Source organism: Pseudoalteromonas sp. NH0006-46 (genome assembly GCF_057547735.1).
Genome location: NZ_BAAJML010000005.1, coordinates 131,008 through 144,848, shown reverse-complemented (window position 1 = coordinate 144,848; position 13,841 = coordinate 131,008). Strand labels below are relative to the sequence as shown.

Genomic DNA, 13,841 nt, shown 5'->3' with positions numbered 1-13,841 from the left:
CTGAAAGTTTGTAATATTATTCACACTTGTTCAATACTTGTCAACATATATTAGTAAAACTTAATATATTATTTGTATGCTACATCAGTATTAAAAATAAACAACAATAGAGATTATATTTATAGATAAAAAACGAGTTGTTTAAAGCGTTTAATCACATACCAAAACGCGGTAAACTAAACTTATGACGCCCGATTTAAATATGAACCAAAAAGCAAATGACTAAAGAAAAAAAACAACTACGAATAGGTATAGTGGCAGGTGAGCTGTCGGGCGATATTTTAGGCGAAGGCCTGATAAAAGCATTAAAAATACATTTTCCAGACGCCACCTTTGAAGGGATTGCAGGGCCAAAAATGCAGGCGCAAGGCTGTAAAACACTTTACGATATGGATGAGCTATCGGTAATGGGGTTGGTTGAAGTATTAGGACGCCTGCCTCGATTACTTAAAATACGCAAACAGCTCGTACAGCACTTTATTGATAACCCACCCGATGTATTTATTGGAATAGACGCCCCCGATTTTAACCTACGTGTTGAAAAACCGTTAAAAGATGCAGGTATTAAGACCGTTCAATACGTGAGTCCGTCTGTTTGGGCATGGCGCGAAAAACGCATACATACAATAAGCGCTGCGACTAACTTAGTACTTGCATTATTACCGTTTGAAAAAGAATTTTACGATAAGCACCAAGTACCGTGTACGTTTGTAGGGCACACATTAGCTGACGATATAGCCCTTGAGCACGACGACAGCCAAGCACGTGCAGAATTAGGTTTAAGTCTTGATGACAAAGTACTTGCGTTACTACCAGGTAGCCGAGGCTCTGAAGTAGGCTTATTAAGCGAAACCTATATAAAAACAGCTGAGCAGTTACAAGCGCAAAACCCAAACCTTAAAGTTGTGGTGCCACTGGTAAACGAAAAGCGCAAAGCGCAGTTTACTGATATTTTAAATGCCACAGCACCTAGCCTTAATATTAGTTTGCTAGATGGGCAATCAAAATTAGCGATGCAAGCGGCAGATGCCATATTACTTGCATCAGGCACCGCCACGCTTGAAGGCATGCTCTATAAAAAGCCCATGGTAGTGGGTTATAAAATAAAGCCAATGAGTTATTGGATTTTTAAAACTTTATTTACCTTTAATATTAAGTATTTTTCATTGCCTAACTTATTGGCCGATGAAGAGTTAGTACCTGAATTTTTACAAAGCGAATGTAACGTAGCCAATTTAACAGGCGCACTTACACCTATGCTAGAGACAGATAACAAACAATTAAAAGCACGGTTTTTAGCAATTCATGAAAAAATTAGATTAAACGCCAGCAAACAAGCAGCGCAAGCTGTCGCGGAGTTAATACATGCAAATTGAACGACCTAATTTAACCTTAATTGCCGGTGTAGATGAAGTAGGGCGCGGCCCGCTTGTAGGTGATGTTGTTACCGCTGCGGTAATACTCGACCCAACTAAACCTATTGCAGGTTTAGCCGACTCTAAAAAGTTAACAGATAAAAAGCGCCAAGCATTGGCTTCAGAAATAAAAGAAAAAGCACTGTGCTATGCCTATGGGCGTTGCAGCCCATCAGAAATTGACGAGTTAAATATTTTACACGCTACCATGCTTGCTATGAGCCGCGCAGTTGAAGGGTTAAGCACACAGCCTGAATTTGTATTTATAGATGGTAATCGTTTACCGAAATTAACAATGCCGGCACAAGCGGTTGTTAAGGGCGATAGCCTAGTGGCTGAAATATCAGCAGCGTCTATTTTAGCTAAAGTAGCGCGTGATGATGAAATGGTTGAACTCGATGCACGCTACCCACAATATGGGTTTGCAGGGCATAAAGGTTACCCAACTAAAGCGCACTTTGCAGCGCTTGAGCAATACGGCGCAATTGACGAACACCGTAAAAGCTTTAAGCCTGTACAACGTGTGCTAATGCAAGCTAAGGGTGAGGCATAAACCATGGCTGCACCAGAGTTTGTACATTTAAGGGTTCACTCAGACTTTTCGATGGTTGATGGCTTAGCCAAAACCAAGCCAATAGTCGCTAAAGCGCAAGAGCTTGAAATGCCTGCGCTTGCTATTACCGATCAAATGAACTTTTGTGGTTTAGTGCGCTTTTATGGCGCCACGCACAATGCGGGTATAAAGCCGATTGTTGGCGCTGATTTTTGGCTGCGCAGCCCTGAATTCCCCGATGAACCATGCCGTATTACAATTTTAGCTAAAGACAATGTAGGTTATAAAAATATAACGCTATTAATTTCTGAAGCGTATCAGCGAGGTCATGTTTTTCATCGCCCAGTCATCGACAGAGAATGGTTAGCTAACCACAAAGAAGGGTTAATTATCCTATCTGGCGCGAAAGATGGTGATTTAGGTAAGGCGCTTTTAAAAAATAACCCTGGTGTTATTGAATCGGTTATTAGCTTTTACAAGCAGCACTTTAGCGATCATTACTATTTAGAATTGGTTCGCACAAATCGTCCACTTGAGGAAGACTACTTACACATGGCGGTAGAGCTTGCCGCTAAAGAGCAGTTACCCGTTGTAGCAACCAACGAAGTGGTATTTTTAAAGCCAGAAAATTTTGAAGCGCATGAAATTCGAGTTGCTATTTTTGATGGTTACACCCTTGATGATAAGCGCCGCCCAAAACGTTTCTCAGAAGAACAGTACCTAAAAACGCCTGAGCAAATGGCTGAGCTATTTAGCGATATACCCGAAGCACTGCAAAATACTGTAGAAATAGCCAAACGCTGTAATGTGACTGTAAAGTTAGGCGAATACTTTTTGCCAGATTACCCAACAGGCTCTCTTAATATAGATGAGTTTTTGGTTAAAGTTTCAGAAGACGGCCTTGAAGAACGTCTCCAGTTTTTATTCCCAGACGAAGAAGACCGTAAAGTAAAACGCGTTGAATACGATGAGCGTTTAGCAATAGAGCTTGGCGTAATTAACCAAATGGGTTTTCCGGGTTACTTCTTAATCGTAATGGAGTTTATTCAGTGGAGTAAGGATAACAATATTCCGGTAGGTCCTGGGCGTGGTTCGGGTGCGGGTTCATTAGTAGCATATGCGCTTAAAATTACAGACCTCGATCCGCTTGAATTTGACTTACTCTTTGAGCGATTCCTTAACCCTGAACGTGTATCAATGCCCGATTTCGACGTCGATTTTTGTATGGATAGGCGCGATGAAGTAATTGATCACGTATCGGCATTGTATGGCCGTGATGCGGTATCACAAATTATTACCTTTGGTACTATGGCGGCAAAAGCGGTAATACGCGATGTAGGCCGTGTACTTGGCCACCCTTATGGCTTTGTTGATCGTATTTCAAAGATGATCCCAGGCGATCCAGGGATGACCCTTGCCAAAGCTTTTGAAGTAGAGCCGCGCTTACAAGAAGCCTACGACGGCGACTCTGAGGTAAAAGACTTAATAGACATGTGTCGCATCCTCGAAGGGTGTACGCGTAATGCCGGTAAACACGCCGGTGGTGTTGTAATATCGCCGACCACCATTACCGACTTTGCTGCACTTTATTGTGACGATGAAGGTAAGTTTCCGGTTACCCAGTTTGATAAAAACGACGTAGAAACCGCAGGCCTTGTTAAGTTCGATTTCTTGGGCTTACGTACCTTGACCATTTTGCAGTGGGCAGTAGATATGACCAACGTGCGCATGCAGCGCGAAGGCAAAGATCCTGTTGATATCAACACCATTCCACTGGATGATAAAAAAAGCATAGAGCTATTACTGCGCGCCGAAACAACGGCAGTGTTTCAGCTAGAATCGCGCGGCATGAAAGACCTAGTACGCCGCCTTAAGCCCGATTGTTTTGAGGATATGATTGCACTCGTGGCGTTGTTTCGCCCAGGGCCACTGCAATCAGGCATGGTAGATAACTTTATTGACCGAAAACTCGGCCGAGAAGAAATCTCATACCCAGATGCGCAATACCAACACGAAAGCTTAAAACCAATACTTGATCCGACATACGGCATTATTTTGTATCAAGAACAAGTAATGCAAATAGCGCAAGTGCTCGCAGGCTATACGTTGGGTGGCGCTGATATGTTACGCCGTGCAATGGGTAAGAAAAAACCCGAAGAAATGGCAAAGCAGCGTTCAACGTTTGAAGATGGCGCGCGTAATAATGGTATTGACGGCGAACTAGCCATTAAAATCTTCGACTTGGTAGAAAAGTTCGCAGGTTATGGTTTTAATAAATCTCACTCAGCGGCTTATGCATTGGTTTCGTACCAAACGTTATGGATGAAAACGCACCATCCGGCAGAATTTATGGCTGCAGTAATGTCGGCTGATATGGATAACACCGATAAAATAGTTATTTTGGTGGATGAATGTGAAAACATGAAACTCACCTTATTACCGCCCGATGTAAACGCGGGAGAGTTTAAGTTTACGGTAAATTTGCAAGGTGAAATTGTTTACGGTATTGGCGCTATTAAAGGCGTGGGCGAAGCGCCCGTAGACGCTATTTTAGAAGCGCGCGCAAAAGGTGGCCCGTTTAAAGATTTATTTGATTTTTGTGCTCGCGTTGACTTGAAACGCTTAAATAAACGGGTTACTGAAAAATTAATTTATGCCGGCGCGCTTGACCAATTAGGGCCAGAGAAAACCCAAGCAGGGCGTGCAACGTTACTGGCAAGTTTAAAAGATGCCATGCGCGCAGCCGATCAGCACAACAAGGCAGAGCAACTAGGGCAAAGTGATTTATTTGGTTTATTAGCCACCGAGCCTGATGAAGTTGAGCAAGCCTTTATTAAGGCGACGGGGCTGACCGACAACGAGTGGTTAGAGGGTGAAAAAGACACGCTAGGTCTTTATTTAACAGGGCATCCGATAAATCAGTACCGAAAAGAACTTAGGTATTACACCAGCGGAAAGCTGGTGGATTTACAACCAACTAATCGTGATGTACTCTCAACCGCTGCTGGTTTGGTTATTTCTGCTCGCACCTTAATTAATAAAAAAGGGAACCGCTGGGGCTTAATAACTTTAGATGACAAGAGCGCCCGTATTGATGTACGCTTGTTCCCAGAACAGTTTGAAATGTACCAAGAAATGCTGCAAGTTAATAATATCTTGGTAATATCTGGACAGGTCAGCTTTGATAACTTCTCTGGTGGCATTACAATGACCGCCAGAGAAATAAACACCATTGCTCAAGCGCGTGAAAAACGCATTAAAGCGATTAAAATGACGCTGAACATGGTGCAAATCGAGGCAGGTTTCTTCGATAAATTACAAAAAGTACTCGAACCTTATAAAATGGGAACGTGTCCGATCAAGGTTTATTACCAACGCCCCGATGCGTTGGCGCAATTAACCCTAGGGATCGAATGGTGTGTCACGCCGAGCGACGACTTAATTCATAAGTTATCACTTATGGCGGCACAAAATGTAGAACTAGAATTTAACTGATTAGGTAGTTTAGAGCATGAGCCTCAATTATCTTGATTTTGAGCTTCCAATTGCAGAATTAGAAGCAAAAATTGAAGAATTACAAAGCATAAGCCGCGCTGGCGAGTTAGACCTTGAGTTAGAAGAGGAAGTCAGCAAATTAAAAGAAAAAAGTGCTAAACAAAAAGAGGAAATATTCTCAAATTTAGGCGCTTGGCAAGTATCACAGTTAGCACGTCATCCGTTGCGTCCTTACACTCGAGACTATATCGAGCGCATTTTTACGGAATTTGACGAGTTTGCAGGCGATCGTACATTTGCTAATGATCCGGCTATTTTAGGCGGTGTTGCACGTTTAGATGGCGAACCAGTGATGGTTATTGGCCAACAAAAAGGGCGTGACACAGCTGAAAAAATCAAACGCAATTTTGGCATGCCAAAACCAGAAGGTTACCGTAAAGCACTACGCTTAATGGAAATGGCTGAGCGCTTCAAAATGCCAATTATGACCTTTATCGACACACCAGGTGCCTACCCAGGTGTGGGCGCTGAAGAGCGTGGTCAGTCTGAAGCAATCGCACGTAACCTTAAAGTAATGGCTGCACTTAAAGTGCCCACTATTTGTACGGTTATTGGTGAAGGCGGTTCAGGTGGTGCATTAGCCATTGGTGTTGGCGACAGAGTTAACATGTTGCAATACAGCACGTACTCGGTGATTTCGCCAGAAGGGTGTGCATCAATTTTATGGAAAAGCGCAGACAAAGCACCACTTGCAGCAGAAGCCATGGGTGTAACGGCAGAGCGCGTTAAAGAGTTAGACTTAATCAATAACTTAGTTGATGAGCCTTTGGGTGGCGCGCACCGCAATTACGATGCAATGGCGCGTAACTTAAAAACGCGTTTAAAGCGTGATTTAGCAGACTTACAAGCGCTTTCGCTTGAAGACATGCTTGATCAACGTTACAAGCGTTTAATGTCGTTTGGTTACTGCTAACAGTAATTACTGATATTAAATGTTAAAAAAAGCCGCCTATGCGGCTTTTTTGTTTTAAAATACATTAAATTATAATTTTATAGCGTGTTGTATGCAGTCATCAGCCATTTACCAGCAATTAAAAAAGTCATTAAGTAGCTATATTAAACAACCTAATAGTGCATTTACTGTTGCGCTTTCAGGTGGGGTAGATTCGGTTGTGTTGCTGCATTTAATGAGTAAGCTAAAAAGTGAAGTTGATACGATTACGCTCAGTGCTGTGTATGTTAATCATGGGTTGAGTAAACATGCTCATGATTGGCAACAGTTTTGTAAACGCTTATGTATAGATCTTGGCGTGTCATTTCAGGCAGTGAGTGTCAATATAGCGGTTCAATCACGAACAAGCTTAGAAGCTCAAGCACGTGATGCTCGCTATAAAGCGCTCGACGAGGTATGCCCAAAAAACAGTATTATATTGCTAGGGCAACACTTAAACGACCAAATAGAAACTTTTTTACTGCGTTTAAAACGAGGTTCTGGTTTAAAAGGTCTCGGCGCTATGCATCAAAAGCGCGTATTAAAAAGTGGCAGAGTGTGTTTTAGACCACTTTTAGATGTGAAACGAAGTGAAATTGAGAGCTTTGCTGCACAATATGGTATTGATCATATTACAGATGACTCCAATACTGATGAGCGCTTCGATCGTAACTTTTTGCGCGCCAGTGTTGTACCCTTACTTGCAGAGCGGTTTGATGGCTTTGAGCAGTGTGCAGCTCGCAGTATTGAGTTACTTCAGCAACAACAAGCTCTACTTGATGAATATATTTTTACTGATTTAAATCAAAGTTTAAGTACGCAACAAGCGTTATGTATTAACAACATAAAGTCATACAGTGAGTCGCGTTTAGCGAATGTGGTAAGAGCGTGGCTGGGTTTGTTTACTGAAATAATGCCATCTCAAAAGCAGTTGTCACAAATTATCAACCAGGCAATAAATGCTCAGGCCGACGCACAAATTCAAATTGACTTAGTTGATGGACAAGTTAGACGCCATCAAGGGAGTTTGTATTTTGTAATTCAAAATAACATTGTGAATGATGATAAGTTAATCACTCATGAACTCACCCTCAATGATGGCCGCATATTAACAAAGCAAAGCGGTGCAGGAATAAGAGCGCCGTATGCTAATGAGCAGGTTTCAGTAAGGTTTAATTGCAATAGCGCTCGTATAACACCACTAAAAAAGCCAGGAAGCAACACCGTTAAGCACTGGTTTAAAGATGCAAAAATAGCGCCTTGGCTTCGAAGTCATGTGCCCCTTATTTTCTACAACGACGAATTAGTCCAAGTGGTTGGCTATTTTATAAGTGAAAAACATTATGATGAAAATGGTATTTATTGGGAGTGTAAATAAATGAGTAAACAGCCACATGTTGGGTTATCGCTGGTTAATAAAGCCCCATTAGGCATGCTATTTACAGCCCTAATAGCGTTAGTTGCTAATGTATTACTCGATTTGAACATTGTTACTTTAGCCTATGCTATTTCGGGTGGTGCTGTATCAGCGGTTATTTTAATGGCTTACTGGTTAGGTAAAGGCGGCATATTTTTTATACTAGGGGTGAGTTTACCATTAGTTTTAGTGTTATTTACGCCTCTTGGCACCGCCACTGCCTTAATTAATTTAGTGAGTGGTTACTTTTTTGGTTTTTGTGTAGCGCTTACTATTTATAAGTTTTTACCCGCAAAGCCTATTAAGCAATAGGGTCGCGGTTTGCATAAAAAAGGCCCCGCGGGGGAAGCGAGGCCTTTATTAATTAAATCGTTAAGTTAATATGCTTTAGCGCAATTTCTACCAGACGCTTTAGCTTTGTACAATCCTTTATCTGCTCGTGAGAATAATTCTATATCGCAGTCTTTACTTGTCGCTAATGTGTAACCAATACTTACCGTTACGCTGTATTTAGACATTAAACTTGAGTGTTTTACAAATTGCATAATGCGTTCAGAAATCACTTTGTTAGTTGTAAACTCAGGGTCTTCAATTAGTATTGCAAATTCATCACCACCAAATCTAAATACAGTATCTGTCGCACGTATACTTGAATTTAATACTGTGGCAAATTCTTTAAGTGTATCGTCACCAATTTTATGACCAAACTGATCATTGACCTGCTTAAAGTTATCAAGGTCTAATAACATTAAGCTGAAAGGGCGTTGATAACGACGACAGTTTTCTAGTTTTTGAGATAAAATGTCATTAAATTGACTACGGTTATTTAAACCCGTTAGAGAGTCTTTTGTTGCCAATTTAAGAACGCGGCTATACATCATCGCATTACGTAGCGGGTAAACCAACGCTGAGTGAAGCGCCCGTAGCTTGCTTTCAATTGCTTTGCCTAAAGGGTATTTACTAAAGTAAATAAGTTGCCCTAAATGCTCTCTTCCAATTGCTAAATCAAAAATATAGGGTGTACTGTTTGTATCACTTTCAGACGTTTGTGCGGTACCAAGCGTTGATTGAAACTGCAACCCCGTAAAGTTTAAAAGCTTTTTTGTAAACTTTGCATATATGGCTAATACATCTTCAATAACTAAACTAGTTTGTAGCTCAGCGACTAACTCATGTGTTGCCGTTGTTTCGTGATTTGGTGTGTGCTCAGCCGAAAACGGCAAAAAATCGCCGCGACCAGAGACACGTTGCGTCAAAATATGGACATTTTCCATTAAATTCTCCCCCGAGGGTGTTGCTTTGCCATTATTAAGCGATTTCTGTGCCATATTTTAAAACTAGCTTAAAAACAATTGCTTGCTATATTTAAACTACATCCCTTAGTTTAATTGACGCCAGAGGCCAAATTTGCAAAGTATTAATGCTCAGTTTTTTGGCTTGCTTGTGGCTGCCGTAATTTTTGTGTGGTTTTTTAAGCGTATCGGTTTGCCGCCAATTTTGGCGTACCTGGCAACAGGTGTTTTAGCAGGCAGCCATGGCGTTGGTTGGTTGGAACATACGCACGAGATAGACTTTGTTGCAGAGCTAGGCATTGTATTTTTGCTTTTTAGTTTAGGGCTTGAGTTTTCAATTTCCCGATTAATGGCAATGCGCAATATTGTATTTGGATTAGGGTCACTGCAGGTGATTGTAACCAGTTTAGTGCTCATTATAATTTTGTATTGTTTAAACTTTAGCTTGCTTACCAGCTTTACTATTGGCTCTATTATGGCGCTGTCTTCAACGGCAGTCGTTGTTAAATTACTAAAAGAAAGTGGAGAACTTAATCAGCGCAGAGGGCAATTAGCAATAGGTGTATTGTTGTTCCAAGATATTGCGGTCGTACCTTTACTTATTATTCTTCCTTTATTTGCCACAAGCGATTCACAAACAATTGGATGGGCGTTGGCATTTTCTCTGACTAAAGGGGCTTTTGTTTGCATGCTACTTTGGGCTATAGGTAAGTGGGTACTGCCTAAAGTATTTAACGAAATAGCTTTAGTACGAACCGATGAGCTATTTGTACTGACTACACTACTCGTTGCTTTATTTGCAGGGCTACTCACTTATATGTTTGGTTTATCAATGGCGTTAGGTGCATTCCTGGCCGGTATGATGCTAGGAGAAAGTCATTACAGGCATCAGCTTGAAGCAGATATACGACCATTTCGCGATATTTTAATGGGGCTATTTTTTGTAACCGTAGGCATGCAGCTCGATTTACTTTATGTGTTAAGTAATGGCGTTATTATCGTTGCTGCCTTACTAGGGTTGTTGGTTTTAAAAATAGCCGTGGTTGCTATTAGTGCACAACTAATGGGTGAGCGAAAGCATGACTCATTAGCGTGTGGAATTATGCTGTGGCAAATGGGAGAGTTTGGTTTTGTGTTAATTGCTTTAGGGAGGCAGCACCAACTATTAACAAGCGAACACATTTCATTTTTAATTGCGCTTGGCGTGTTATCAATGGCGTTAACCCCATTTTTAATTGAAAAAACACCCACCATTTTGAGGCGTTTGGGATTATTAAATAGCCCAAGCGTAGCATGGGATAGCGAGCCACAAGTAAGTATGCTTTACACAAACCATGTAGTCATTTGTGGTTTTTCGAGGGTAGGGCAAACAATAGCGCGTTTTTTAAAACCAGAGGCAATTGAATATGTTGCTGTAGAAAGTAACCCCATACTTGTTCAAGAAGGAAAGGCAGCGGGTGAGCCTGTAATATTTGGCCACGTTAAACAAAAAGATATTTTAAAGTGTGCTGGTGTAGAGCGTGCACGCTTGGTGATTATTACATTTACTGAATTTGACCAAACACAAATAGTGATAGACGCAATAAAGCAAATCGCACCCGAGGTAAAAATACTGATACGTACACGAGACGACAGTCAACTTGAAAAGCTTCGTGAGCTTGGTGTAACAGAAGTAGTACCAGAATCACTTGAAGCAAGTTTAATGATAGTCTCGCATGTTTTATCTATGTCGGGTGTCCCCATGAGCCGAATTATTAGGCGTGTTAGCGATGAGCGAAGAAATCGCTATCAGTTTCTACAACGTTTTTTTACGGGCGAACATATAAACAATGATGAGGGGAATTCAGATAAGTTAGAATATTTACATGTGGTTGCTCTTCCCGATAAAGCACATGCGGTTAATAAAAGCATACACGAGCTTAATTTAGTAAAGCGCAGGGTGTCTATAAAAGCATTGCGACGCCAAGACCGAGAAATAGATGCCCCTTCAGATCAAATTGTCCTGCTAGCAAACGATATACTCGTTTTACAAGGTAAACCACGGCGGGTAGAACGAGTAGAACATTTTTTACTAGGTGGCATTGAATAAGTTAATCGAGCCCTAAAAACGCCCTTATTTCGGGTAGCTTAGCCATACCATCTTGATACCCTATTTCCATTAAATGTTGGGTGTAGCGTTTTTCAAATAATAAGTAACTAGTTAAACTTGATTGAGAGTGTTTTTTAACACCAATAATTCGCAACAATACTTTTATCGCCCATGGCATATCGTTGTAATACTGCGCCGCAATGACATTAAAATTTTGTGAGGGATTAATAATAAAGCTATCTATTTGTTTTAGCTCTTGGTGTTTATCTCGTGCAGGTAAAAGACCCAAAGTGCGGTTTATTCTGCCTAAACGTTCTAAATCTGACTGCATGGTGTCGGTAAATACACTATCAAGCAAGTGCCCTGCAACAGCCGAAAGCCCGGGGTAATGTGCAGAATACCCCGATGGATGCGGCTCTTTAGGTTCATCGACACCAATAATAAATATTTTTTCGGCGCCTAAATGTATTGATGGGCTAAGCGGTGACAATTGATGTATAGAGCCGTCACCAAAGTAATGGTTATGAATATTAACGCTTGGAAACACCATTGGAATAGCACTTGATGCCATTAAATGATCAACATTGATGCGTGTAGAGCGTCCTTCACGCTTAGCTCTTTGCCAAGGTATTTGCGTATTTGATTGAAAAAAAGCAACCGAGTCACCCGTTGTGTAACTTGAAGCGGTAATAGAAAGAGCTTCTAAATAGTTACGGTGTAAATTACGCTCTATGCGGTGAAGGTCTAAAATCTCGTTAAGTAAGCCACGCAAAGGACGATTATTCAGTAAGCTCGCAGGTGGGTGGTTAATATGTTCGGATTGAAAACTGGTTAAAATATTACGCGCAATGTGACCAAACACACTCAAAAAATCACTTTTGTAGACCATAGAGGTCGAAAAGTTTTTCCATACAGATTCTAATTTACGCACAGCTAAATGAGCGCAAGAGGCATAACACGCTAAGGCCGCAGAATTTATAGCTCCGGCAGATGTACCATTAATTATTCTAAAAGGAAGAGGTGCGGTACGTGGCATACTATGAGCTAATGCTTTTAAAACACCTACTTGATACGCAGCTCTAGCACCACCACCGGTAAGTAATAAGGCTGTTTTAGGCTTTTTTGGATCTATTTGCTTAATTTTCATATTGGTGGTTAAACTGTTCAACGTCTTTACTTTATTTATCAACTGTAATTCTTTAAGCTAGAAGAATCAAAGGATAACTGTTCTTGAAAAAGTGCTTGCTTTTTTATAGCGCAATTTAATGCGCAATTCAGGCCGAATAATCTAAGGTATTAATTTAATAAAAGCTCGAACAGAATGAATTTAATCCACTTAGTCTACTCTAAGTGATATCGCATTTTAATTTTTTATGGAGTTAGTATGTCAGACTCATCAGATGTTCAAAAACGCTCACCAAACAGTAATCTACTTCTTGCTATTATTACGCTAATTGTTGTTGCCTGTGTTGTTGCTTTCGTATTACTCAAACCAAGTGACGAGCCAGAGTCGAGAACAGAGGTAACAAAGCCGATAAAAGAGCAGCCAATAATGGAACTTAAGCCATTAAATGAACCAGATATAATTGAGCCAGAAGAGCCAACAGTCATTGAGCAACCCGCAGAGCTCGAAGTGCCAGCGCAGCGAATAGTTAAACCAGAACCAGAAGTAGCTACGCTACCTGCCTTAAATGATAGTGATACTGTGGTTGTTGCTAAAATGGACGAGTACTTGAGTGACTCTGTTATGAGCCTATTGGTCACTGATGATGTTATTCGCAGAGGTGTTGTTTTTATTGATAACTTAGCCCAAGGTAAAGTTGCTAAAAAACATAACCCTGTTATCAAACCCCATGAAAGCTTTAGTGTCAGCGAGGGGGATATTTTAACCATTGATCCGAATAGTTATGAGCGTTATACACCTTATGTAAAAGTATTTACGAGTATGAGTGCAGCGCAAGTGGTCCGATTGTATGAAGAGTACAAGCCACTTATTAATGATGCATACACAGAAATTGGTTACGGCGATGATGAGTTTAAACAAACATTGAACGACGCAATTGATTTACTGCTTGATACACCAGAACCAGAAGGCGCCTTACCACTTCTTCGTGACTCAGTGACTTATCAGTATGCGTTTTCTGAATGGGAGCAACTACCCGCAGCTCAAAAGCAGTTATTACGTATGGGTCCAGAAAACATGAAAAAAGTGAAAGGCGCATTACGTAATATAAAAGCGCAATTAGAGAGCAATTAACAGCCACAAATTAAATTTTAATACGGCGATTGTATATGAAGTATGCAATCGCACTTTCTTTTTTGATTATCCCTTGAATAACACAGTAAAAGTAGAGATAATCCCTCCCGCGCCAACCAAGGCCCTCAATGGTAGTCTTATTGGTCCTCTCGCAACACTAGCAGGCGAACCTGGTCAGGCCCGGAAGGGAGCAGCCACAGTTTGTGACGTGTGTGCCGAGATGTGGCTGGTAAGACTGCCACCCAAATTCCTCATTTGGGTGACAACCTCTTAACTCATTTAAAAAATTATAATTAAATACCAGCAGTTTATTTTCCTTTATTCCCTCTGTT

General features: G+C 41.0%; 10 protein-coding genes and 1 other RNA gene. 9 read left to right on the top strand and 2 right to left on the bottom strand.

Translation table 11 applies throughout. The annotated features are described in order from the left end of the window. Positions 1–218: 218 nt before the first annotated feature. The 6 genes from lpxB (at position 219) to AC27I2_RS11855 (ending at position 8,183) form a co-directional block, all read left to right on the top strand. Positions 219–1,376 carry a lipid-A-disaccharide synthase gene (gene lpxB, locus AC27I2_RS11880; RefSeq protein ID WP_487204401.1) on the top strand — a complete coding sequence of 386 codons (1,158 nt, stop codon included), beginning with the start codon at positions 219–221 and terminating at the stop codon, positions 1,374–1,376. Next, a complete protein-coding gene (rnhB, locus tag AC27I2_RS11875; protein WP_487204400.1) occupies positions 1,366–1,968 on the top strand; it encodes a ribonuclease HII in 603 nt (200 codons plus the stop codon). Before lpxB ends, rnhB begins: the two co-directional genes overlap by 11 nt. 3 nt (positions 1,969–1,971) lie before the next feature. Next, positions 1,972–5,463, top strand: a complete 3,492-nt coding sequence (gene dnaE / locus AC27I2_RS11870; RefSeq protein WP_487204399.1) for a DNA polymerase III subunit alpha — start codon at positions 1,972–1,974, stop codon at positions 5,461–5,463. A gap of 16 nt (positions 5,464–5,479) precedes the next feature. Then, complete coding sequence (gene accA, locus AC27I2_RS11865; protein ID WP_006793614.1) at positions 5,480–6,436, top strand: acetyl-CoA carboxylase carboxyl transferase subunit alpha; 957 nt, start codon at positions 5,480–5,482, stop codon at positions 6,434–6,436. A 91-nt stretch (positions 6,437–6,527) separates the two neighbouring features. Beyond that, positions 6,528–7,832 carry a tRNA lysidine(34) synthetase TilS gene (gene tilS, locus AC27I2_RS11860; RefSeq protein ID WP_487204398.1) on the top strand — a complete coding sequence of 435 codons (1,305 nt, stop codon included), beginning with the start codon at positions 6,528–6,530 and terminating at the stop codon, positions 7,830–7,832. After that, positions 7,833–8,183 (top strand): hypothetical protein, encoded by a 351-nt coding sequence (locus AC27I2_RS11855; protein ID WP_058405695.1) that lies wholly within the window; start codon positions 7,833–7,835, stop codon positions 8,181–8,183. It begins immediately after the preceding gene. A gap of 65 nt (positions 8,184–8,248) precedes the next feature. Here the strand turns inward: AC27I2_RS11855 and AC27I2_RS11850 are convergent, their stop codons facing one another. Continuing rightward, a complete protein-coding gene (locus AC27I2_RS11850; RefSeq protein WP_058552863.1) occupies positions 8,249–9,145 on the bottom strand; it encodes a GGDEF domain-containing protein in 897 nt (298 codons plus the stop codon). Between the two features lie 133 nt (positions 9,146–9,278). On the opposite strand from AC27I2_RS11850, the gene AC27I2_RS11845 reads away from it, so the two are divergent. Then, on the top strand, positions 9,279–11,252 hold the full coding sequence (locus AC27I2_RS11845) for a monovalent cation:proton antiporter family protein (protein ID WP_138527977.1): 1,974 nt from the start codon (positions 9,279–9,281) through the stop codon (positions 11,250–11,252). 1 nt (position 11,253) lies between these two features. Here the strand turns inward: AC27I2_RS11845 and AC27I2_RS11840 are convergent, their stop codons facing one another. Next, complete coding sequence (locus tag AC27I2_RS11840) at positions 11,254–12,399, bottom strand: patatin-like phospholipase family protein (RefSeq protein WP_138528061.1); 1,146 nt, start codon at positions 12,397–12,399, stop codon at positions 11,254–11,256. Between the two features lie 237 nt (positions 12,400–12,636). Between AC27I2_RS11840 and AC27I2_RS11835 the strand changes: the two genes are divergently transcribed. Beyond that, positions 12,637–13,509, top strand: coding sequence for a DUF3014 domain-containing protein (locus AC27I2_RS11835; protein ID WP_487204397.1), 873 nt, complete (start codon positions 12,637–12,639; stop codon positions 13,507–13,509). A 138-nt stretch (positions 13,510–13,647) separates the two neighbouring features. Further along, an RNA gene (gene ffs / locus AC27I2_RS11830) (signal recognition particle sRNA small type) lies at positions 13,648–13,744 on the top strand. Positions 13,745–13,841: the final 97 nt, after the last annotated feature.